This is a genomic window from Streptomyces sp. NPDC050121 (assembly GCF_044460385.1).
In the GTDB taxonomy this organism is placed as follows: Bacteria; Actinomycetota; Actinomycetes; order Streptomycetales; family Streptomycetaceae; genus Streptomyces; species Streptomyces soliscabiei.
Window position 1 is genome coordinate 17,343 of record NZ_JBITJV010000008.1, and the last position, 22,804, is coordinate 40,146.

Annotated in this window: 18 protein-coding genes; 8 read left to right on the top strand and 10 right to left on the bottom strand. The window is 72.5% G+C overall.

The genetic code is table 11. The features are described 5' to 3' along the window. Nucleotides 1–3: 3 nt before the first annotated feature. From ACIBTS_RS14310 to ACIBTS_RS14350, 9 genes are all read right to left on the bottom strand, one after another. Entirely contained in the window at nucleotides 4–570 is a 567-nt protein-coding gene (locus tag ACIBTS_RS14310; RefSeq protein ID WP_399319342.1) for a hypothetical protein, read from the bottom strand. Further along, the gene (locus tag ACIBTS_RS14315; RefSeq protein ID WP_399319344.1) at nucleotides 567–2,252 is read right to left on the bottom strand and encodes an AMP-binding protein; all 1,686 of its coding nucleotides are present in this window, start codon (nucleotides 2,250–2,252) and stop codon (nucleotides 567–569) included. Before ACIBTS_RS14315 ends, ACIBTS_RS14310 begins: the two co-directional genes overlap by 4 nt. Further along, entirely contained in the window at nucleotides 2,239–3,024 is a 786-nt protein-coding gene (locus tag ACIBTS_RS14320; protein ID WP_399319346.1) for a hypothetical protein, read from the bottom strand. Before ACIBTS_RS14320 ends, ACIBTS_RS14315 begins: the two co-directional genes overlap by 14 nt. Next, a complete protein-coding gene (locus tag ACIBTS_RS14325) occupies nucleotides 3,018–4,196 on the bottom strand; it encodes a beta-ketoacyl-[acyl-carrier-protein] synthase family protein (protein ID WP_399319347.1) in 1,179 nt (392 codons plus the stop codon). Before ACIBTS_RS14325 ends, ACIBTS_RS14320 begins: the two co-directional genes overlap by 7 nt. Then, on the bottom strand, nucleotides 4,193–4,465 hold the full coding sequence (locus ACIBTS_RS14330; RefSeq protein ID WP_399319349.1) for an acyl carrier protein: 273 nt from the start codon (nucleotides 4,463–4,465) through the stop codon (nucleotides 4,193–4,195). Before ACIBTS_RS14330 ends, ACIBTS_RS14325 begins: the two co-directional genes overlap by 4 nt. After that, nucleotides 4,462–4,737: an acyl carrier protein gene (locus ACIBTS_RS14335; protein ID WP_231976156.1), complete on the bottom strand. Its 276-nt coding sequence runs from the start codon at nucleotides 4,735–4,737 to the stop codon at nucleotides 4,462–4,464. Before ACIBTS_RS14335 ends, ACIBTS_RS14330 begins: the two co-directional genes overlap by 4 nt. Nucleotides 4,738–4,881: 144 nt before the next feature. Further along, nucleotides 4,882–6,297: a class I adenylate-forming enzyme family protein gene (locus ACIBTS_RS14340; protein ID WP_399319350.1), complete on the bottom strand. Its 1,416-nt coding sequence runs from the start codon at nucleotides 6,295–6,297 to the stop codon at nucleotides 4,882–4,884. Nucleotides 6,298–6,303: 6 nt separating this feature from the next. Next, on the bottom strand, nucleotides 6,304–7,539 hold the full coding sequence (locus ACIBTS_RS14345; RefSeq protein ID WP_399319351.1) for a 3-dehydroquinate synthase II family protein: 1,236 nt from the start codon (nucleotides 7,537–7,539) through the stop codon (nucleotides 6,304–6,306). Further along, entirely contained in the window at nucleotides 7,536–8,366 is an 831-nt protein-coding gene (locus ACIBTS_RS14350) for a 2-amino-3,7-dideoxy-D-threo-hept-6-ulosonate synthase (RefSeq protein ID WP_399319353.1), read from the bottom strand. The genes ACIBTS_RS14345 and ACIBTS_RS14350 overlap by 4 nt, the downstream gene beginning before the upstream one ends. Before the next feature lie 446 nt (nucleotides 8,367–8,812). On the opposite strand from ACIBTS_RS14350, the gene ACIBTS_RS14355 reads away from it, so the two are divergent. The 3 genes from ACIBTS_RS14355 (at nucleotide 8,813) to ACIBTS_RS14365 (ending at nucleotide 13,690) form a co-directional block, all read left to right on the top strand. Then, the gene (locus ACIBTS_RS14355) at nucleotides 8,813–10,159 is read left to right on the top strand and encodes an MFS transporter (protein ID WP_399319355.1); all 1,347 of its coding nucleotides are present in this window, start codon (nucleotides 8,813–8,815) and stop codon (nucleotides 10,157–10,159) included. 123 nt (nucleotides 10,160–10,282) lie between these two features. Further along, complete coding sequence (locus ACIBTS_RS14360; RefSeq protein ID WP_399319356.1) at nucleotides 10,283–10,759, top strand: Lrp/AsnC family transcriptional regulator; 477 nt, start codon at nucleotides 10,283–10,285, stop codon at nucleotides 10,757–10,759. A 144-nt stretch (nucleotides 10,760–10,903) separates the two neighbouring features. Further along, a complete protein-coding gene (locus tag ACIBTS_RS14365) occupies nucleotides 10,904–13,690 on the top strand; it encodes a beta-L-arabinofuranosidase domain-containing protein (RefSeq protein ID WP_399319358.1) in 2,787 nt (928 codons plus the stop codon). A 35-nt stretch (nucleotides 13,691–13,725) separates the two neighbouring features. Here the strand turns inward: ACIBTS_RS14365 and ACIBTS_RS14370 are convergent, their stop codons facing one another. Next, nucleotides 13,726–14,550, bottom strand: a complete 825-nt coding sequence (locus tag ACIBTS_RS14370; protein ID WP_399319360.1) for a LysR family substrate-binding domain-containing protein — start codon at nucleotides 14,548–14,550, stop codon at nucleotides 13,726–13,728. A gap of 58 nt (nucleotides 14,551–14,608) precedes the next feature. Here ACIBTS_RS14370 and ACIBTS_RS14375 point away from each other — a divergent pair, with 58 nt between their 5' ends. From ACIBTS_RS14375 to ACIBTS_RS14395, 5 genes are all read left to right on the top strand, one after another. Continuing rightward, on the top strand, nucleotides 14,609–14,995 hold the full coding sequence (locus tag ACIBTS_RS14375) for a DUF5997 family protein (protein WP_399319361.1): 387 nt from the start codon (nucleotides 14,609–14,611) through the stop codon (nucleotides 14,993–14,995). Nucleotides 14,996–15,100: 105 nt separating this feature from the next. Continuing rightward, nucleotides 15,101–15,490, top strand: a complete 390-nt coding sequence (locus tag ACIBTS_RS14380) for a cold-shock protein (RefSeq protein WP_079664124.1) — start codon at nucleotides 15,101–15,103, stop codon at nucleotides 15,488–15,490. A 232-nt stretch (nucleotides 15,491–15,722) separates the two neighbouring features. Then, complete coding sequence (locus ACIBTS_RS14385) at nucleotides 15,723–16,577, top strand: DUF4132 domain-containing protein (RefSeq protein WP_399319364.1); 855 nt, start codon at nucleotides 15,723–15,725, stop codon at nucleotides 16,575–16,577. Further along, nucleotides 16,574–21,580 carry a hypothetical protein gene (locus ACIBTS_RS14390; protein ID WP_399319365.1) on the top strand — a complete coding sequence of 1,669 codons (5,007 nt, stop codon included), beginning with the start codon at nucleotides 16,574–16,576 and terminating at the stop codon, nucleotides 21,578–21,580. Before ACIBTS_RS14385 ends, ACIBTS_RS14390 begins: the two co-directional genes overlap by 4 nt. 35 nt (nucleotides 21,581–21,615) lie before the next feature. After that, nucleotides 21,616–22,803: an AAA family ATPase gene (locus ACIBTS_RS14395; protein WP_399319711.1), complete on the top strand. Its 1,188-nt coding sequence runs from the start codon at nucleotides 21,616–21,618 to the stop codon at nucleotides 22,801–22,803. Nucleotide 22,804: the final 1 nt, after the last annotated feature.

Genomic DNA, 22,804 nt, shown 5'->3' on the forward strand with positions numbered 1-22,804 from the left:
GGTTCAGCCCTCCGTCGTGGACGGGCCGGGGGCAGCGACCCGCATCAGCAGGCGGCACGCCTTGTCGCCGTCGCGCAGACAGCTCTCGGCCCGGTTCTCCGTCAGGGTCACCCCGAGTCCTTCGGACCAGCCGGCGTGGATGTCGGTGCAGGGGCACCGGTAGCCGTCCAGCGAGCCGGCCATGCGCACCATGGTGACCGCGAAGTTCCGGCGCAGCGTGAGCACGATCAGGTCGTCGCCCTCCACCTCGGTGGAGGCGTTGCGCAGTTCCGGCGGGAACATCCGATCCCCGCACTGGTCGTAGCGGCGGCGCAGCTCCTGAAGGTCCTTTCCGGTGTCCCCGCTGTCGGGGAGCCCGCCGGAGAGACGGGCTACGCGCTGGGCCACGTGCAGGGCCACCTTGCGCAGCGCCTCGGCGTTGATCTCGTTCGCGGCCTCCTGTCCGAACCGGGCGGCCACTCCCTGATACCAGTGGGCGTCGTGCTGCCACCACAGCCGGTACGCCTCCCCCGCCCGGGCCCGGTGGTTGACGCCGTCCGCGTCCGTGTTCGTGTTCGTGGTCGTGCTCATGCGTGCTGCTCCTTGGCGGCGAACCTGTCGCGCATCACTCGCTTGAGAACCTTGCCGGTGGCGCCCTTGGCGACGTCGTCCGGCTTCATCCGCAGGGCCCGGGTCACCGGGGGGAATCCGGCGTCCGCCAGGACGGCGTTGACCCGCCGGGTCCAGACCTCGTCCCCGCTGTCGCCTTCGTCCGTGCCCTCGCCGTGGCCTTCCTCGTCGGCGAGTTGGAGCAGCGCGTAGGCCTCGGCTTCTCCGTCGCCGTCCCAGTCCGCCCGGACGCCGTCCGGGGCGACGCCGACGACCGTGCAGTCGGCGAGTTCGGGCAGCTCGGCCAGGAGGAGTTCCTCGGTGCGGGTGCTGAAGACGATCCCGTCGCGGGTGCGGACGGCGTCCGGCGCCCGGTCGAGGTGGTAGAAGTTGCCGTCCTCGTCCTGGTGGGCGAGGTCCCCGGTGAGCCAGTAGCCGCCGAGTCGCATCCTGTTCCAGGTGAGCGAGTCGTTCCAGTAACCGGGCGTCAGGGTCGGCGACTTGAGGCCGAGGCGACCGATCTGTCCCGGCGGCAGCGGGGTGCCGTCCTCGGCGAGCACGGCGGCCGAGGCGAAGCTGATCGGCTTGCCGACGCAGCGCGAGTAGGCCGAGGTGTCCTTGGTGTGCCGGTTGTGGAAGACGGAGTAGCCGGCCTCCGAGGAGCCGAGCCCGTCCACGAAGACCGAGCCGTCCACCCGGGCGCGGCTCAGGTCACGCCGGATCTCCAGATGGCTGCCGTGCCGGACGAGCGCCCTGATGTGCGCCTCGTGCGCCGCGTCCCCGGTGTTGAACCACACCTGCACGCTGGACAGGTCACGCCTCGTCAGGTCCTCGGCGGCCATCTCGCCGAACGTGCCGGCGAAGGCCAGCACGGTGGTCGGCCGGAACTCCTCGACGGCGTCGAGCACGTCTGCGCCGCGTTGGCTGGACAAGAGCTTGATGTCGGTGCGCAGCAGCAGGCAGTAGAGCAGCGTGGCCACCATGGCGTTGTGCGCGCCGGGCAGTCCGACGAGGGTGCGCTCCATGTCGGTGCCGGTGGAGTAGCGCAGCCGGTGCAACTGCGCGTACATCAGCGTGCGGTGGGTGTGCGGGACGCCCTTGGGCATGCCGGTGGTGCCGGAGGAGTGCGAGATGAGCACCGGGTCGGTCGGGTCGTGCCGGTAGGGGTGGGCCGGCGGCAGGGACGCGCGGTGCTCGGGGCGGATGTCGTCGGCGGTGACGCGGAAGCCGAGCCCGGCGCCCGCCAGCGCCTGCCGATGGGCCTGGTCGGTGAACGCGCCGACCGCGCCCTGCCGGCGGACGTACTCGCCGGCGATCTCCGGGGCCAGATTGCCGTTGACGAACGACGGAATCGCGCCGAGGGAGGTCAGCGCCAGGAAGTTCACGGCGAATTCGGCGCTGGAGGCGGAGTGGACGGCGACCGGGTCGCGGGGCCGCACGCCCTGCGCGGCGTACCAGCCCGCATACGTCTCGGCGACCTCCCGCAACCGGCCGAACGTGAGCACGTCGGGCCGGCTGCCGTCCGGGGCCCGCCAGCCGCCGTCGGTGCGCAGCACGACTTCGTCGAGCGGACGGCCGTACGCCGTCAGTCGCTCCAGGACGTTGCCGGCACCCAGTTCGGGGTCGGAGCAGATCCGGGCCCGCTCCTGCCTACTGATGAGCATGGGTGTCGCTCTCGTTTCTGTCGGCGGTGAGAAGGAAGGCGCAGGGCTGGAGGCGGTGGCTGCCGCCGTCCCGCAGCAGCAGCCGGTGGGCGGCGGCCAGCTCGAACAGGCCCTGGATGCTTCCGGGATGCCGGAGGTCGCCGCCGGAGAGGGGCAGCCGGTCGGCGGTGACGGTCACGGGCGCGCCGGCGTCGGCGCGGCCGAGCAGCACCGCCGCCGCGAGGCCCGCGGACGCGGGGAGGCCGGGCACGGGACGGCCGCTGCCGGCGGTCAGCTCCCGGTGCACGGCTGCCGTCCGGGCGCCGCCGCCCAGCTCCACGCCCACCGCCAGGACGCGGTCCAGCTCCGGGTCCTCCAGCAACAGGTCGGCCAGGGCGAGGAGTTCGGCCACCGGGTCGTCGAAGGTGGAGACGCTGAACATCTGCCCGGTGATCCCGAACTCCCGACTGGTGTGGCCCAGCACGGAGTTGGGGGTGGCCTGCATGAACAGCAGCGGGTTGTGGACCTTCCCGGAGACCATGCGGCTGCTGGCCAGATCGGCGGTGGTGGTGTCACCGGTCAGGCTCGCCAGCGCCACCGCGGTGCGGGTGCCGTCGCCGGGCCGCTCGGTCAGACACCGGCTGATCACCTCGTACGTCAGCGGGCTGAAGGCGGACTCCACGAAGCCGGGCAGCCTCGGCAGCGCGATGTCGTCGCCGCGGCCGGTGCCGTGGGTGGCGGTGGCCGTGGCGAGGACGCCGAGCGCGGAACGCAACAGGGGCTTGGTCAGCACGGCCGCTCCAGGACGAGTGCGGTGTTGGCGCCCCCGAAGGCGGCGTTGATCGTGAGGGCGCGGCGCAGATCGGCCTGGCGCGGCCGGTTCGGCACGTAGTCGAGGTCGCATTCCGGGTCCGCCGCGGTGTACCCGGCGGTCGGCGGCAGGACGCCGTCCGTCAGGGCCAGCAGCGTGATCACGAACTCCACGACGCCCGCCGCCTCCAGGAGGTGGCCGGTGGTGCTCTTGGTGGAGCTGACCGGGATCGACTCCGCCCGTTCGCAGAACGCGGCCCGCAGCCCGCGGGTCTCGGCCCCGTCGTTGTACTTGGTGCCGGTGCCATGGGCGTTGACGTAGCCGAGGGCCGCTCCCTCCGGGTCACCGGCGAGCCGCATCGCCTGCCGGGCCGCCCGGGCGAGGCCCACGCCCTCCGGGTGGGGCTGGGCGATGTGGTGGGCGTCCGTCGCCGCGCCCCAGCCCACCACGGACGCCAGTGACCGGGCGCCCCGTCGCCGGGCGTGCTCGGCGGACTCGAGCACGACGACCGCGACCCCGTCGCCCAGCAGCAGCCCGCTGCGGTCGGCGCTGAACGGGCGGACCCTGCCGTCCCGGGAGAGCGCCCGTCCCGAGTCGAACTTCCCGAAGGTCTCCTCCTCCACGAGGTAACCGCCCGCGCAGACCGCCACATCGGTGCGCCCGGAGGAGATCAGCCGGCAGGCGTGGATGATCGCGGCGGCGGAGGCGACACAGGCGTTGGTGAAGGTCAGCCGAGGTCCGCTCAGCGCGAAGTCCGTGGCCAGCAGTTCGGCCAGCCGGGCGGGGACGGCGTCGGACAACGGCACCCGCCCGGCGGTCGGCGCACCCGCCTCGGCCCGCCAGTACCGGGTGACGGCGGTGTGGTCGCCGGCGACGCCGAGTAGGACCGCGGCTTCCGTGCCCGGGCGCAGGCCCGCCATGTCGAGGGCCTGCGCACCGCACCGGGCGAGCGCGTGGCGCAGCGCCCAGTCCTCGACCGCGTCGGGACCGTCGGGGGCGGCGGCCGCCATCGGCGTCCGGTACGGGGCGGTGTCGAACCTCGTGGTGGGCGCGAACGAGGGGACTCCCGCGAAGACTCCGCGCCGCAGCGCCTCGGCTCCGTCGCCGAACGCGGTGCGTACGCCGAATCCGGTCACCGTGACCTCACCGCTCATCGCGGTCGCCCCCCTTCGGTCGGGGTCGGCACGGCGGCGCTGAGGTACTGGGTGAGCCGCCGGAGCGAGGTCAGTCCGGCGATGTCCTCGTCACTGGGCTCCACGACCAGGCCGTGACGTTCCTCCACCACATGGAGGAGCCACACCAACCCCAGGGAGTCCAGGACCAGTTCGGCGTCCTCGTCGAGGTCGTCGGGCAGGCCGGGGAAGACGTTGCGGTCCGACAGCAGTTCCCGGACGCTGTCGGCGGTGAAGATGCTCGTGCTCATGCCTTCGCACCGCGTCGGACGACCTCGGCGACGAGCCCGCCGAGGGTCAGCGACGCCAGGGGCTCGATGTCGGTGTCCGGGATCTCCACGCCGAATCGCGACTCCAGCCGCAGCGTGAGCTCGATCAGACTGAGTGAGTCCACGTCCAGCCCACCGACGGTCACGGGGCTCTCGTCCGTGATGCCGTCGCGGCTCGTGAGGATGTTCATCTCGTCGATGACCGCGGTCAGGACGAACTCGCGGATCTCGTCTTCCAGGGTCGACGTACTCATGATCGGCGTCTCCATTGAGTGATTTCGGGGAAGGTGCAGCACCTTGGGGGCGCGGGGGTGTGACAGCGTGCGGCTCCGCCGCGTGGGCGCGACCGACGGCCCGCGGACGACCCGCGGACGACAGACGTCCGGCGTCGCCCCGGTTCAACCCGAGGAGCGCAACGCCGCCGCCTGGCGCAGCAGCTTCCCGTTGGATGTGCGGGGCAGGGTCTCCAGCAGCCGGATCACCCGCGGCAGCTTGTAGTCGGCCAGCCGCTGCCGGCACCAGCGCAGCAGTTCCTCCGCGGTCGGCTGTCCGGCCCCGGCGGCCAGCGAGACGTACGCCTCGGTCACGTCCTCGTGGACCAGGACCGCCTGCTCGACGGCCGGATGCTCACGGAGCACGTTCTCGACCTCGACGAGGTCCACCTTGAGGCCGCCGATCACGACGAGGGAGTCCGCCCGGCCGTGCACCGTCACCGCCCCGGAGCCGTCCACGGTGGCCCGGTCCCGGGTGTGCAGCCAGCCGTCGGTGTACTGGGCGCCGCCGGTGCCGAAGAGGTACGGCGACTTTTCCAGGGCGACGTCGAGTTCGCCCCGGTGCTCCCGGAGCACGACGCCCGGGGCGGCCCGGCCGACCGCCGGCCGCAGGGCGCCGCCGGTGTCCATGGCGACCACGCCGGTCTCGGTGGTCCCGTAGGACTCGCCGACGGGCACCCCGTAGCGGTCGGCGAAGTGCGCCGCGACCGGTGGGGGCATCAGCTCGCCGCCCGACACCGCGACCCTCAGGTCGGGCAGTGCGGGGGGATCGAGGGCGGCGGCGAGCAGTTCGTAGTGCATCGGCACCCCGAACAGGGCGCTCACGTGATGGTCGGCGGCGGTGCGCAGGATGTCGCGGGCGGAGATCCGGGGGGCGAAGACCACCGAGACCCCGGCCGCGAGGGAGTGCAGCAGTCCCGCGACGAGGCCGAAGCTGTGCGCGGTCGAGCTGAGCAGCAGCAGCCGGTCGCCCAGGCCCGGCATGCCGGGGATCCCGGCGAACCGGTCCACCTCGGCGGCGAGCGACCGGGCGGTCCTGCCGATCACCTTCGGCCGGCCGGTGGAGCCCGAGCTGAACTGGACCAGCCGGTGGTCGGTGGCCGCCGGCCGGCCGCCGCTCTGTCGCTCGGTGACGACCTCGTACTCGGACCGGAAGCCGAACGTGGCCTGGACATTGATGCCGGCGCTCACCATGAACTGCGGCCGGCAGACGGCGCAGAGCCCGGCGACCTCGGCCGGTTTGAGCCGGAAGTCGAAGAGCAGCACCTGCGCGCCGAGCCGCCACAGCGCGAGCAGCACCTCGACCTGCGTGAAGCTGGGCGGGGTCCGCAGCCCCACCGTGTCGCCGGGGCCGATGCCGTAACCGGCGAAGACTGCGGCCTGTTTGGCCACTCGTTCACTTAACTCGCCCCGGGTGACGATCTCCTGACGGTGGATCAGGTAGGGAAGGCTGTCGTCCTGCGCCTCGAAGAGACGCCGGACGAGCGGTCTCATCCCGTCGTCGCGGTCGTCCGCGCCGGGCGGTGACAGGTGCTCGCCCATCGCGCCTCAGACCTCCTTGCAGAACTCGCCGATGGGCAGGCCCACATGGCGCTTGTCCGCGGCCAGGTAGCCGAGCAGTTCGTCACCCGCCTGCAGCTCGGTGACGTTGAGGACCTTGCCGCCCGGGCCGAGCACCCGTACGTGCCAGTCGTCCTGCACGGTCAGGCTGACCAGGCGGCCGTCCTCGGCTTGGGTGCGGATCTCCAGGAGCGGCCGGGACTCGAGTTTCGCCCGGCCGACCACCACCCGTCGGGTGCGTCCGTCGGCGCCGACGGCCAGCAGGGCACTGCCGGAGCCGACCTCGCTGAGGTAGTTGGTGCGGTTGTCGGGCCCGAGCGTGTACGAGTGCAGGGCGCCGGCGTTGACCCGGAACGGCCTGGTCGGCATGTAGGGCAGCGGGTGGGTCTCGCTGCAGCACAGCACGAACCCGGAGGAGTAGGAGCCGACGAGGATGCCCTCGTCCTCCTCGAAGTGCGAGCAGGTGTCCACGCAGACCCGGTCGCCGAGTCCGACGTGCCGGATGCTCTCCACGGTCAGCGTGGACAGCTCCAGCTGGGGCGTGGTGGCCTCCAGCAGCCGGGCCAGCGCGAAGACGTCGTCGGCGCTGCGGGGCGTGAACAGGATGCCGTCCGAGCCGCGTTCGAGAACGTCGAAGACGATCGCGGCCTCTTCCAGACCGTCGACGACGGTCACCAGCTTACCCTCGGCGGACTCGGCGGCGGCGAGCACGATCTCCAGGGGGATCTTGGTCGGGTCGGCGAAGTGGATGACGGTGTAGGGCAGTGCCATGGCGCCCGAGCACGACAGCCGCAGGGTGCGGTCGTCCCGTACGCCGATGAAGCCGGCCACGGGGGTGGTGGCGCTGCCGTTGGTGGCGCGGTTGGCCGTGGCGAGGGCGTCCAGCTCGTCCTGGGTGCTGAACTTCCGCAGCAGGACGTCGATTCCGGCGGGCTTCGCCTCCTTGGCGCCCTTCGCTCCTGCCGTGTCCTTCGCGCCCGCCCCGTCCTTCGTACTGGCGGCGTCCTTCGTCGCCTTGTCGTCGGGCTTCTTCCCGGCGAGCGTCGTCACCGCCACGACCGGGCCGCCTGCGGCCAGGACCCGGGTGATGGTCGGGGGCAGCGTTGCGAGCAGCTCCGCGTCGGCGGAGAGCACACCCGCCATGCGGGCGTGGACGGCGGCGTCCACCACCGCCTGGAGCTGCGGACGGGGGACTTCACGGAGATCGATCCACGCGAACCTCATGCGACACCTGCCACGATCGTCGAGTAGTTGCTGGTTGTGGGGGTCATGCTCATCTCGGCAGCGATCCCTCCCCCGCCGTGCACGACCGCGGAGAGCCGGGACACCAGTGCGTAGGGAGAGGGCGAGGAGAAGATCCGGCGGCCGACGGCCAGTCCGCGGCAGCCGGCGGCCATCACCGCGGCGCCGTACTCGACCACGTCGGAGTCGTCCGGCGGGCCGCCGGCCGCCAGGACCGGTATGGGGCTGTTGGCCACGACCTCGGCCATCCGCTCCAGTGGCAGCGCGACGGAGGTCTTCACCATGTCCGCGCCCAGGTCCGCGGCGACATTGGCCACATGGGCGAGGAGGGCCGGGTCGCGCGGGTCGTCGATCCGCGGGCCGCGAGGGTAGACCATCGCGATCAGCGGCATGCCCCACGCGTCGCAGGAACCGGCCACCGCCCCCAGGTCGGCGAGCTGCTGGGCCTCGGTGTCCGAGCCGATGTTCACATGGACGCTCACCGCGTCCGCGCCGAGCCGCAGCGCCTCTTCGACGTCGGCGACCAGCACCTTGGCGTGGACGTCGGCGGCACAGGCGGTGCTGGCGCTCAGATGGACCACGAGTGCGCAGCGTTTGAGGATGTCGGGCGCGAAGGCGCGGGCCCGTCCCTTGTGGACGATGATCCCGTCGGCCCCGCCGTCCACCAGTGCGCGCAACAGGTCGTCCCACTTGTCGGCGGGGACGATCGGGCCGTCCGAAACGCTGTGGTCGAGCGGCACGAACAGATGCCGGCCATCCCCCGCCAGCGAAAGTCTTCTTAAGCGCAATAGCTTGCCGGTTTTCAGCATGGGTAATAAGCCTTCCCAGCCTGGAGACCACATTTCAGGGAATCCGCACCGGAGCAGCCTGATGCAGTCGCCATGTCTGAAAAACGATGGTCGTAGAACTTTCAAGTTCCCCCGCGGTCAGCATTTCGTGCGTGATCAGCCGTTGGCAAGGTGTGATCGCCTGCAAATATTCATACAAGGTAACGCATGAGTATTTGACAGCGGGTTGACAGGTCCGGCGGGTTGACGCGGCCGGAGGGTGGTGTTCAGGGTAGTTTCTTCGCTTTGTGCCGATGTCACGTGTAAATCAGCGCTCATTTCGAGGGAGAAGCCTTCCCGGTCGAAATTGAATTCGCGGAGGAGGGTGACAGGTGCGCTCTTGTTCGTGTTACATGCGCGGCCTTCCCTCCCCATTCGGTCCCGACCCGTGCGACCGTACGGACCGGGCGTATCGGAAGTGACTCCCCATGCCTGAATTACCGCCCAATACCGCCCTCAAGCCCGTTTCCCCGACGGTGCCGCGAACCGCCGGGACCGCGGGATCCGCGCCACGGGTCGCCGCCGCGAGCCTGGTCGGCACGACCATCGAGTACTACGACTTCACGGTGTACGGGACCGCCTCCGCACTCGTCCTCGGTCCTGCCTTCTTCCCCTCCGGCAACGCGGCCCTCTCCTCCCTGGCCGCCTTCCTCACCTTCGCCGCGGCCTTCCTCTCCCGCCCCCTCGGCGTCGTCCTGTTCGGCACGATCGGCGACCGGCTCGGCAGAAGACAGGCCCTGGTCATCTCGCTGCTGATGATGGGCGTGGCGACGGTCGGCGTCGGGCTGCTGCCCACGTACGAGACCGCCGGACTCCTCGCCCCCGTCCTGCTGGTGGCACTGCGTCTGCTCCAGGGCGTCAGCATGGGCGGCGAGTGGGGCGGGGCGGTACTGCTCGCCGCCGAACACGCGCCGCCCGGCCGCCGCGCGCTGTACGCGTCCATTCCGCAGGCCGGCCCCTCACTCGGCTTCCTGCTCTCCACCGCTGTCATCCTGCCGACCATGAACATCGTGGGCATGGACGGCTTCACCGACTGGGCCTGGCGCATCCCGTTCCTGCTCAGCACCGTCCTGATCGTGGTCGGCCTGTGGGTGCGCACGACGGTCTCCGAGTCCCCGGTCTTCACGACCACGGCACGGGCACCGGAGTCGAAAGCGGCGCCCAGATTCCCACTGGGCACGATCCTCAGGCAGTACCCCGGCCGGCTGCTGCTGGGCACCGGCGCGGCGATCGGCGGCTCGGCCGTGTACTACCTGACGATCGTCTACAGCCTCTCCTACGGCCCGCAGGAACTCGGCATCCCCCGGAACACGATGCTCACTGCCGCGAGCATCGGCGCGGCGGCCGGAATCGCCGTCACCCTTCCGGTGGCGAGGCTGTCCGACCGGATCGGCCGCCGCCCGCTGATGTTGGCCGGAGCCGTCGGCTGCGTGGTGTGGGCCGTCCCCATGTACGCCTCGCTGAGCTCACGCAACGGCCTGGTGATCACCGGCGCCTACACGGTCGGCCTGATGTTCCTCGCACTGATGTTCTCCCCTGTGGCGGCCTTCCTGCCGGAACTGTTCCCGGCCTGGATGCGCTACACCGGCGCCTCCGCCGCCTTCATCCTGGCCAACACCTTCGGCGGCGGTTTCGCCCCGTCGGTCGCCACCTGGCTGAACAGCCACTGGGGGTCGCCGCTCGTCCTCGGGTTCTACACCGGTGGACTCTGCCTGGTGAGCCTCCTGTGCCTGCTGGCCCTGCCGGAGACCCGCGACCACGAGTTCGACGTCTGACGCTCGCGGACCTTCGTGACGACGCCCTCTTCACCACTGGCCCGGGCGATGCCCGTTCCACCGGGCCATGGGTACAGTCGGCTCTGATCACGCGCACACGAGGATGCCGAGGAGGCCGGGGTCATGGCCGTGGACGAGCTGGACACCCGCATCCTGCGCCTGCTGCTGGAGCAGCCGCGCACGAGCGTGCGGGAGTACGCCCGGCTCCTCGGCGTCGCGCGCGGCACCCTGCAGGCCCGCCTCGACCGGCTGGAGCGGGACGGCGTGATCACCGGCACGGGTCCGTCCCTCTCCCCCGCCGCACTGGGCCACCCGGTGCTCGCGTTCGTGCACATCGAGGTCACCCAGGGCCATCTGGACGAGGTGGGCGAGGCGCTGGCCGCCGTACCGGAGATCGTCGAGGCGTTCTCCATCACCGGTGGCGGCGACCTTGTGACGCGGGTCGTGGCGCGCGACAACGAGCATCTGGAGGACGTGATCCAGAAGCTCATCAGCGTGCCCGGCGTGGTCCGCACCCGCACCGAGGTGGCACTGCGCGAACGGGTGCCGCACCGGCTGCTGCCGCTGGTGGAGTCGATCGGGCGCGCTGCCGCGAGGTAGCTCCCGGTCCGCAACTTGCAGTCTCGTCAAGACCGTTGACGCACTCCTGTCCCCCCTCTAACGTCTGGTCGACCATCCGCACACCGTTCGCAATGTCGAACAAGCGAGGGGGAGCGACCCCCACGTGGACCGGAGGAGCAGCACATGGCACCGCCCCTCAGCAGACGGATCCTTCTCCGGAGCGCGATGCTCGCGGCGGCCGTCCCCGCACTCTCCGCCACGGCGGCCACCAGAGCCTCCGCGGCCGCCGTCCCGCCGTCGGCCGCCTGGTCCCTGCAGCCCTTCCCACTCGAGGACGTCGCCCTCGGCCCCGGAGTCTTCGCCGCCAAGCGGCAGTTGATGCTCGACCACGCCCGTGGCTACGACGTGAACCGGCTGCTGCAGGTCTTCCGCGCCAACGCCGGCCGCTCCACGCTCGGCGCGGTCGCCCCCGGCGGCTGGGAGGGCCTGGACGGGGAGGCGAACGGCAACCTGCGCGGCCACTACACCGGGCACTTCCTCACCATGCTGTCCCAGGCGTACGCGAGCACCGGCGAGAAGGTGTTCGCGGACAGGATCCGCACGGCGATCGGCGCGCTGACGGAGGTGCGCGAGTCGCTGCGGCACGACCCCACCGTGCTCAGCGTCGACGGCAGGTTCGGTACGGCCGTGGAGAACGTGCGCGGCTCCTACCAGTACGTCGAGCTGCCGTCCGGCGTCCTCGGCGGCGCCGCGGAGGTCACCCTCGCCGCCTGGGTGAAGCCCAGCCATGACGCCGGCTGGACCCGGATCTTCGACTTCGGCAACGACACCACCCGCTATCTCTACCTGGCCGCACGCAACGCGAGCGGCGTGCCCCGGTTCGCCGTCACCACCGGCGGTGCGGGCGGGGAGCAGGGGATCAACGGCACCGCCGCGCTGCCCCTGAACCAGTGGAGCCACCTCGCGGTGACGATCGCCGCGGGCACCGGAACCCTGTACGTCAACGGCACGGCCGTGGCCCGGAACACCGCCATGTCGCTCACCCCGGCCGCCCTCGGCACGCTCGCCCACCACTGGCTCGGCCGGTCCCACTACGCGTCCGATCCCGTCTTCGCGGGCGCCTTCGGCGGCTTCGACGTGTGGTCGCGGGCGCTGACCGCCGACGAGGTGACGCAGTTGCAGAGCGGCCGGACGGCCGGCGACCTCGCCTCCTACGCGTTCGACGAGACGTCGGGAAGCACGTTCGCGGACGCCTCCGGGCACGGCCTGACCGCCACCCTGCGCCGCACCTGGGGCGGGCCCAGCCATCCGGGCTTTCTCGCGGCCTACCCGGAGACCCAGTTCATCCAGCTGGAGTCGATGACCGGCAGCGACTACACCAAGGTGTGGGCGCCCTATTACACCGCCCACAAGATCCTCAGAGGGCTGCTGGACGCCTACCTCGCCACCGACGACGACCGCGCACTCGACCTGGCCTCCGGGATGTGCGACTGGATGTACTCCCGGCTGTCGAAGCTGCCCGAGGCCACGCTCCAGCGCATGTGGGGCATCTTCTCCAGCGGGGAGTTCGGCGGCATCGTCGAGGCGATCTGCGATCTGCACGCGCTGTCCGGCAAGGCCGAACACCTCGCGCTGGCCCGACTGTTCGACCTCGACAAGCTCATCGACGCCTGCGCCGCGAACACCGACACGCTCGACGGCCTGCACGCCAACCAGCACATCCCGATCTTCACCGGCCTCGTGCGGCTGTACGACGCGACGGGCGAGACGCGCTACCTCACCGCCGCGAAGAACTTCTGGACCATGGTCGTCCCGCACCGCATGTACGGCATCGGCGGCACCAGCACGGGCGAGTTCTGGAAGGCGCGGGACGCCATCGCGGGGACGATCGGCGCGACGAACGCCGAGACGTGCTGCGCGTACAACCTGCTGAAGCTGAGCCGGACACTGTTCTTCCACGAGCAGGACCCGGCCTACATGGACTACTACGAGCGGGCCCTGTACAACCAGGTCCTCGGCTCCAAGCAGGACACCGCCGACGCGGAGAAGCCGCTGGTCACGTACTTCATCGGGCTCACCCCTGGCCATGTGCGCGACTACACGCCCAAGCAGGGCACGACCTGCTGCGAGGGCACCGGCATGGAGAGCGCCACCAAGTACCAGGACTCGGTGTACTTCAAGGCCGCCGACGGCAGCGCGCTCTACGTCAACCTCTACAGTCCGTCCACGCTCACCTGGGCCGAGAAGGGCATCACGCTCGCGCAGAGCACCGACTTCGCGCGCGAGCAGGGCAGCACGCTGACGGTGCGCGGGCGGACCGCCGCCTTCGCGTTGCGGCTGCGGGTGCCGTCCTGGGCCACGGCCGGGTTCCGGGTGACGGTCAACGGGCGGAAGGTCAACGGGACGCCGACGCCCGGCAGTTACTTCACGGTGTCCCGGACCTGGCGGGACGGGGACGTCGTCCGGGTGGCGATGCCGTTCCGGCTGCGCGTGGAGCAGGCGCTCGACGACCCGTCCCTGCAGACCTTGTTCTACGGCCCGTTCAACCTGGTGGCCCGCGACTCCTCCACTCAGTACCTGGAGTTCGGGCTCTACCGCAACGCGGCCCTCTCCGGGGACCTGCTGCCCTCCCTCACCCCGGTGAGCGGGAAGCCGCTGCACTTCACGCTCGACGGCACCGAGTTCGCCCCCTTCTTCGAGGGCACCGAGGATCCCACGCACGCGTATGTGCGCAGGACCGAACCCCGGGTGGTGTTCGGGAACAGCGACTCGGGCGTGGCCAACCCGGCGAAGGCGAACGGGACGACCCTGCTCGACGAGGTGTGGGCCGCGGCGCCGTTCCGTGGGAAGGCGGCGCTGGTGACGCGGGTGCGGACCGTGGTGGACGCATGGATGGCCGCCGGGCTGCTCACGCGGGCCGACGGGGAGACGGTGGTGCGTACGGCACGCGGGGCGACCTTCGTGCCGTAGGACCGGCGGACCGGGGGGCGAGGACCGGCGGGTCGCTACGACCGGCGGCGGGGCTTGCCGCCGCCTGTGCCACGCCGGCCGCCACCGCTCTTCGTCCCCCCGCTCTTCGCACCGCCGCTCTTCGCACCGCCGCTCTTCGCACCGCCGCTCTTCACGCCCCCGGCCCGGCCGCCGACGCTCTTGCGGGGCGCGCCGCCGCCCGGCTGCGCCTTGCGCGGCTGCCGCTCCTTCGCCGGGGCGGCCTGCGGGGCACGGCCCCGGGTGCTGTTGACCGTGCGGCCGCGGACGATGCCGATGAAGTCCTCGACCAGGTCGGTGGTCGCCTCCTCCGGCCAGGAGAGCGCGACCTCCGACTGTGGGGCGTCGACGACCGTGCGGTAGGTGAGATCGCGGCGGTGGTGCAGGCGCGCCAGGGACTGGGGCACGACCAGGACGCCGATGTTCGCCGCGACCAGCTCGATCGCGTCCTCGGTGGTCGCGGGGCGCTCGAAGGCGGGCTCGCCGGGCGGCTGCTCCCAGCCGAAAACGTCGTCGAGGGGGTGCAGGACCACCTCGTCGGCGAGGTCGTCCAGGGTGATCTCCTCGGCCGCCGTGATCACGTGGTCCTTGGGGACCACGACCACGGTCGTCTCGGTGTAGAGGGGGATCGCGCTGAACACCGTACGGTCGACCGGGAGGCGCACGAAGGCCGCGTCGGCGGCGCCCTCGCGCAAGACGTCGGAGGCCTCGGCGGGGGTCACCTGGAGAAGGGTGAGGGGCGTGTCGGGCAGGCGCTCCTGCCAGATCCGCGCCCACTTGGCGGGCGTCACTCCGGGGACGTACGCGAGCCGGAACGAGAGGGAATCCGCCGAGTCGGTCATCCCGCCAGGTTACCGGCCGTGGTCGGAGGTCTCGTCAACGGCCGATACCCTGGGAAGTATGAGTTCGCAGCAGAGCACCCAGACGATGAAGCCCGCCACCGCGGCGAAGAAGCTGGGTGTGTACCTCCCCGCCACGCCCGCCGAGTTCCAGGAGGGCGTCGTCTCGCGCGCCGAACTGAACGAGCTCCAGGCGAACCCGCCCGAGTGGCTGCGGACGCTGCGCGAGACCGGCCCGCACCCCCGTCCGGTGGTCGCGGCCAAGCTGGGCGTCTCCATCGCGGGTCTGGCCCGCGGCGGGGTGACCGAGGCGCTCACCACCGAGCAGATCGAGGCCATCAAGGACGCCGGGCCACAGTGGCTGGAGAAGGAGCGCGCCACCCAGGCCGAGGTCCGCAAGGAGACCGTCCGCATCAAGAAGCGCGACGCGGAGCGCACCGAGTCCTGAGGCCCCCGGCGTCCTGACGCCCGCGAGTCGCCCTCGGGCCGTCGCTTTGACTACGATCTGGGCAGGTTCACCAACGTGGGTGTTTCGAGGTTGCTGGGGGTTGGGATGGTTGCTGGTCGTGTGGTGCGCTTCGACAGCCAGCGCGGTTACGGGTTCATCGCGCCCGACGACGGCGGGGAGGACGTATTCCTGCACGTCAACGACATGCTGATGCCCGAGTCGCAGGTGCGCCGGGGCATCGTGGTGGAGTTCGAGATCGAGGACGGCGAACGCGGTCCGAAGGCGTCCGGCGTGCGGCTCGCGCGGGGCGCGGACGGCAAGCCCCTCGCCGCCGACGACGACGTCCTGTGCGATGTGCTCAGCACGGAGGAGTTCACCCGGGACGTCACGGAGGCGCTGCTGACGTCGGCGCCCTCGCTCACCGGCGAGCAGATCGTCCAGGTGCGGGCCGGGCTGGCGCAGTTCGCGAAGAACCACGGCTGGGTCGAGGGCTGACCCGACGCCCGGCGCCCGACGCCGGGTCCGAGGCGGCCCGGTCCGGGCCGCCTCCTCCGCCGCCGGCACCTGTCCCCGGGCCGGTTCCCGGGCGTGTTCCCGGCCCTGTCCCAGCCTCCGAACCGGCGTCTCAGGAAGGGCCGGACCAGGCCTGATCGGCTGTCGGACCCCGTTGTCAGTGGCCTGTTCTACAGTTCCCGTCACGTGATCACTGCGGGTGCGGGAGGCACACATGGGGTGGGTGTCGGCCGGCGACTACGAAGTCGCTCTCGACGACGGCAAGGTGGTGTGCCGCAACGCGGCCGGGCGACGGCTGAAGTCCGTACCGCCCAAGATCGCCGACGATCCGGCGGTGGTGGGCCTGCGGCAGCTCACCGAGTGGCTGGAGCGGCACGAATGCCAGTGCCTGGCCGACGTGGAGCGCTGGATGGTGCGCTCGCTGCCGGTGCCGCTCGCCGTCCTCGCGCGGGTGTGGCCCGACCCCGCCTGGCAGGCCGCCCTGCGCGACCTCGTGGTCACCGGCGCCGACGGCGAGGTGGCCGGGTTCCTGCGGGACGCCGACCCCGAGCGCGGCCTCGGCCTGGTAGACCTCGACGGCGACACCGTCCGCATCGCCCCGGACCTCGTCCGCCTCCCGCACCCCGTGCTCCTCGAAGACCTGGAGGAGCTGCGGGAGTTCGCCGTGGAACTCGGTGTGGAGCAGCGCGCCCAGCAGCTCTTCCGCGAGGTGTGGCAGCGGCCCGCCGCGCTCGACGCCGAGGGCACCGCCGTCGAGGAGTACGCCGGCGGGGTGTTCAAGGAGCAGCGGTTCCTGCACGGCCGGGTCACCCAGCTCGGCCACCGCGTGCGCGGCGGCCACGCCGTCACCTCCGTCCTGGAGGACGGCCGCACCGTCGAGGCCCGCGTGTGGGTCGGCGACTACGAGAGCTACGAGCAGGCGGAAACCGGCCCCCTGGTGTTCACCGACTCCGCCGGTCGGGTGCTCAAGCTCGGTCGGATCGGGCCGGTGGCCTGGTCGGAGGGCATGCGCATGGCCGCCGCGCTGTACGCCGGGCGGGACGTCGAGGACGAGGAACGGGCGGCATGACGACCTACGACGAGACCACCGCGGCCACCCTGCTCGACGCGGGCGCCGTCCTGCCCCCGGGCAGCACGGCCCGCGAGGACGCCGACACGCTCACCGTCCGCACGTACCGCCATCCCGCGCTGGACGACCGGCGGATCGTGCGGCTGGTGCCGGGCACCCTGGGCGAGGCCGAGGACCTCGCCCTGGACTTCCTCGGACTGGCCCGGGAGACGGAGACCCCCGAGGTCGGTCAGGTGCGCCGGGAGACGCTCGGCTTCCCCGCCTGGGCGCTGGTCCACGACCCGGCGAACGGCCATCACGCGCTGGCGCTGGTCAAGGACGTCGAACGGCTCGCGCGGCAGGCCAAGTCCCGCCCCGGCCACGCCAAGGACGGCTTCGAGGAGCTCGGCACCCGGCTCGGCCGGGCCGTGCCGCACTTCCTGCCCACGTTCTACGAGCAGGCCGCCCGCGTCTTCCTCCAGCACGAGAACACGACGTACGCGTCCGCGTTCTTCGGCAAGGCCCGCGAGGCCGAGCGGGTGCACGCGCTGGCGGTGGACGAGGAGCGGCAGCGGGCCGTGTTCCTGGAGTTCGCCTTCGCCGGGGCGCTGACGGTCAAGGCTCTCAAGGAACACGTCAGGGCCCTCGCCACACGGCTCGACCCGGCCGCGGCCTGGGCGCAGTTCCGGCAGCTGACCGTGGAGCGCTGCGCCGCCGGGATGCCGCCGTACGCCTCGCTGCCGCAGGACGCGCGCGGGCTGATCAAGGCCGCGGGCCTCGACCGGGTCACCGAGGAGTGCGCCCTGGTCGCCGATCTGCTCGCGTCGCCCGCCGCGGTCCGGGCCCCCACGTCCTTCTGGAACTCCTACCGGTCGACGCTGGCCGTCCTCGCGGAGCAGCGACCAAAGGTGCGGGAGCGGCTGTTGGAGATCATGCCGGCCGGCCTGGGCCGTTCCGTCGAGGACGACGAGTTCTGGCTGGCGCTGCTCACGGAGTGCGGGGCGGACCTGCTCCTCACCGGTGAGACGGCCTCCGAGGCGGACCCGGCGGACTGGCTGGGCCGGTGGGCCCTGCACCGCAAGCACGGCGGCAATGTCAGCGACCGTTCCCCGGCCACCCTCGCCCTCGTGGAGCGGATGGCGCCCCGCCTGCGGGAGCAGGGCCGCCGCGTCGACCTGTGCACGGGCCGCTGGCACGCCGGCGCCGACCTCGACCTGCTGGACCTGTGCGTGGCCGAGCGCGTGCCGCTTACGCTGCCCGGCCCCGACCAGGTCGTGTACCTCTCTCTGGACCGCTGGCTGCGCGAGCCCCGGCCCGGCCGGCGCGACCTGACGGCGACCGCCGCGGATCCGCGCTTCCGGCGCCTGCTGTACGCCGACATCGGCACCGTCAGCGGCTTCCGTCCCGCGGCCGAGGTGCTGGAGGGCCTGGCCGCCCACCCCGTACTCAGTGATGTGCTGCGCGGGTGGTTGGACGACTCGGCCGGGCAACTGGCCTCGGCGGTCGGCCTGCCCGCCGCGCGGGCCGCGCTGGAACGGCTGCGCCCGTTCCGCGCGGTGGCCGCCCGGGTGAGCCCGGCGGCCGTCGCGAAGGTCGCCGCGCACGAGGTCGCGCCCCTGCTCGGGCACACCCTGCGCGCCGGGATCCTGGACGAACTGGGCTGGCCCGCCCTCGAGGAGGCGCTGCGCCGGATCGACGCCGAGACCAAGCCCGGCCGCGACCAGGACAACCCGCTGACCGTCCAGGAGGCGTGGCCCGCGCTGATCGTCTCCCGCAAGCACAAGGTGCTCGTGGTCGGCCCGGAGGAGATCCTGCTGGAGCACGACCTGCGGCTGCCCGTGTCCCCGAGCCGCTGGCAGCTTCCGTCGTTCCGCTACACCGACGGCGAACTGCTGGTGATGTGGCGGGAGGACGGCAAGCAGTTCGGCTACTGGTCCGCCCGCCCCGCCGACGTGTTCCCGCTCACCGGCGACCAGATTCCCCACTACTGGTACGGCGGCAGCGAGGCGGGCACCCCTTCGATCCCGCTGCCCGACGGCGGCCGCGCCAACGGCGGGCGCACCCTGCACGCGGGCGACACCGTCCTGCCCGCCGGCCGGCGCGTCCTCGGCGACGGCACCTCGTACTGGCGTCAGGGCAGGCAGGGCCGGCTCCACGTGTGGCTGGAGTACGACCCGGCCACCGGCACGCACGGGCGCGCCTCGCTGCCCGCGTTCCTGCAGTCCGGCATCCATGAGGACGCGACGCTGCTCCAGCAGCACTGCGAGCTGCTGCCGCTCCAACCGGGCCTGGAACAGAGCCCGTTCGGCACGGACGGCACGGTCCTCGGGCGCTGGGTGCGTACCCAGGGCGAGGGCGCCGAGGCCCGGACGGTCGTCGGTACGCCGGACGGCCGGACCGTCGCCCTGCCCTGGGCCGGCGGCCGGGCGCCGGGTGTGCCACTCGGTTCGCTGCGGATGCCCGGCGGGGCCGAGCCCGTCGCCGTCCGGCTCCACCGGCAGATCGCCCTGTACGCGTGCGACGACGCCTCCGCCGCCGGGGAACTGGGCCGGGTGACGCCGATGGAGCGTGGCAGCGAGTTCGCCGCCGGTACCCGGTTCGTCCCGCCGGTGGAGTTCTGGCACGCCCTTCGCCCGCGCGACGAGCGCGCGTCGGCCGTCCTGCGCGCGCTGACCGACGAGCAGGCGGCCGGACTGCTGCGGACGGCGGCGCAGGCGCTGGATGAGCGCCAGGGGAAGTTGGCCGCGGCCAGGGCGGTCGACGGGACGGCGGAGAGCAAGGCCGTCGTCCCGGCCGCGGACGAGGTGATCCAGGAGATCGTCTCCCGCGCCCTGCCCGCGCTCGGCGACTCCGGGCTCGTCACGGGTGTCGCCGCGCTCGTGCGCGCGATGCTGCGGCTCACGGAGTCGGCCGCCTCGTTCGTGGCGCCGCCGGTCGAGCGGCCGAAGGCGGAGCGCGGCCGCGTCGACGGCATGTTCGCCGACTTCGAGCCCGAGCACGGCGACGACGAGACGCTGCGCGAGGCCACCACCGGCCTCGTCGAGGTGCAGGGCTGGTGGGGCAACGAGACGCGGTGGACCACGCTGCGGCAGATCCGCGCCGTCAACCACGTGCTGTCCGGGAAGCAGGCCGACGGCAAGCCTTTGGCCGAGGCCTCCCGGTCCGCCGGCGTCGCCGACGGCTGGCGCAGCGACGAGTTCACCGTTCCCGGCATCGGCCTGGTCTGGACACCCGTTCTGGACGTGCTGCGCCCGCTCGCGTACCGCGCTGCCGGCCCGACGGTGACCGACGCTCAACGCGAGGCGCTGCTCCTGCTGTTCGAGGCGATCGCCGACGGGCCGCTGGCCGTGCCCGCGGGCGCGCTGCGCGAGGTCGTGCTGAGCGAGCTGCACGAGAACCAGCAGCGGGTCGGTCAGGTGCTGCGCCGGGACGGCCGTACCGTCGTCGTCCTCGGCTGCCAGAGCATCGACCGGGAGCCCGAGCAGGTGAACTGGCTCGCCCTGGACCACGACCCGACCGGCGTGTTCGGCGCGATCGCCCACTTCACGCTGGAGCGGGAGACCGCGCACCCGGCGGTGTTCCCCGCCGACGCGCTGACCGCCGTCACCGGACTCGTCCGGGACAAGGGGCCGGCGCCCTGGCAGCCGGAGGCGCCCGCCGCCCTCGCCGCCGCCTCGGGCGGCGGGCTGGGGCCCGTGCAGGCGGCGCTGCTGCTCGCGGCCAGGCCGAAACAGCTCACCGCCGAGGTGATCGCCGCGACCGGGCTGAAGCCTCGTCAGAAAGAGCTCGGCGACGCCCTGTTCGCGTCGGTCGGGCACGACGACCGGGCGGCGCTCGTCGGCGCGCTGCTGCCGCACCGCCCCGGCGACCTGTGGACGGCCGGTCCGGACATCGAGGCGGCGGGCCGCGTGTGGGCCGAGCGGCTCGGCGCGGTCGTCCGGCTGCCCGAGGACCTCGCCGGGGAGCTCTCCCTCGGCGGGCTGCCCACCGGCTCGGCCGAGGAGGTCCTCAACCCCGGGCTCACCCCGTGGATCAGCCGCACCACCGTCCAACGGCCGGACAAGGACGGCAACCTGGTCGCGGAGGACCCGCAGGCGCTGCCCGGCCGGTACGACCTGACGCGTGCCGTGGCCGCCCTGGCCGGGCTCGCCTACTCCCTGCCGTACGGGCACCCGCTGCGGGCCGTCCTGCCGGCGAGCCTGGCCGCGTTGCGCCGCCGCGTCGCCGACCCGGGGCTGCTGGTCGACCTGGACGTCGCGTGGACGGACAAGGGCTCCTCGACCGCCGTCGAGCTGCGCAAGGCGTACGGGCTGCCCGTCGCAGGGGGCGCCGGCGCGGACGGTCTGACACACGCGGGCGAGGCGCTGGTGCTGCGCCCGTGGTACGGCGACCAGGAGACCGTCCTGGTCCGGCCGGGCGCGCTCGGCTCCCCCGACGACCCGGTGTTCGGGCTCCTCGAAGGGCTCGTGGGGCTCGGACGGGGCCATGGCGTGTGGGCGCTGCGGACGATCCTCGACGAGGAACTCGCCCGCGCGCTCGCGGCCGGAACCGACACCGAGGGACCCGCCGGGTACGCCCAGGACCCGACCTTCAGCGTGCCCGAACTGGTCGTCGAGGTCGCTGCGGAGCACGGCTTGAGCGAGGACGCGGCGGCGCTCTACCTCCAGTTGCTGGCCCTCCCGGATCCGACCGACCGCAACTGCGTGCGCTGGACCGGCTGGAAGCCCGCCCGGACGAAGAAGGCCCGCGTGGAACTCGCGGCGACCCGCCTGGTCGTCGAGGCCAAGCGGCCGCGTGCCGGGCGCACCCTCTTCCTGCCGGGCGGCTGGCTGGACCTGAAGTCTCCCGCGCTGCCGGTGGAGATCTGGAAGGAGAGCCTCTACCCGGTGCGCGCCCATGCGCGCGCGGTGCCCCTGGCCCCGGTGCCCGAGCTGTTCACGCGCGCGTGGGACCGCGTCCGCGCCGGTGACGCCCCGGCCTACGAGCAGCTCACCACTCGGACCACCCGTAAGGGCCGCCGATGACCGCCCTCCCGCCCCGCCTGGAAGAACGCGCGCCGATGACCGCCACCGCCCCGTCCGACACCGTCCCCTCCGCCGACCCCGTCCGCCAGATCGTCCCGCCCGAGGACCGGTACGCCACCGAGCTGGCCTTCCTCGCCGCATACGACGACGGGCCGCGCCCGCCCGCCTGGCGGCTCACCCCGCGTGCCGTCGTCACGTTCGTCATGGGCAGCGACGGCCGCGCCCTGAAGCTGCCCGACGGCGTCGACGCCCCCGACGGGGTGCCGCGCCGCTTGGCGGTGGAGGGCAAGTTCGTCGGCGACCGGGCGCTGGTGGAGCGGTGCGTGGTCACGCTGGCCGGGGAGCGCGGGCTGTTGCTCGTGGGCGAGCCCGGTACCGCCAAGTCGATGCTGTCGGAGCTGCTGTCCACCGCCGTGTGCGGCACCAGCGGCCTGGTCGTGCAGGGCACGGCAGGCACGACGGAGGACCAGCTCAAGTACGGCTGGAACTACGCCCTGTTGCTCGCGCAGGGGCCGAGCCGGCAGGCGCTGGTGCCCTCGCCGGTGCTGACCGCCATGTCCCGGGGCGCCATCGCCCGGGTCGAGGAGGTCACCCGCTGTCTGCCCGAGGTGCAGGACTCGCTGGTCTCGCTGCTGTCGGAACGGCGCATCGCCGTACCCGAACTGGCGGGCGGCGACGACGCGTTGGCGCATGCCGCGCCGGGCTTCAACCTGATCGCCACGGCCAACCTGCGCGACAAGGGTGTCTCGGAGATGTCCGCGGCCCTCAAGCGCCGCTTCAACTTCGAGACGGTCGGCCCGATTCCGGACCTCGACGCGGAGACCGCGCTGGTGCGCAGCCAGGCGCGGGCGTCGGTGGAGCGGGCCGGGGCGCCCTTCCAGGTCGACGACGCCGTGCTGGAGGCTCTGGTCACCGCCTTCCGCGATCTGCGGGAGGGCCGGTCGGCGGAGGGCTGGGAGGTGGAGCGGCCGTCCACGGTGATGAGCACCGCGGAGGCCGTGTCCGTCGCGGGCGCGCTGGCGCTCGCGGCGGCGTACTTCCCGGGGGACCGTGACGTGCTGGGCCTGCTGCCGGGCCATCTGCTCGGCGTCGTCCGCAAGGACGACCCCGCCGACGCGGCCCGGCTGCGCGGCTACTGGGACGGTCCCGTCCGTCGCCGCGCGGAACAGGGCTCGGCCACCTGGCGCACCCTGTGGGATCTGCGCACGGTCCTGGAGGGCTGAC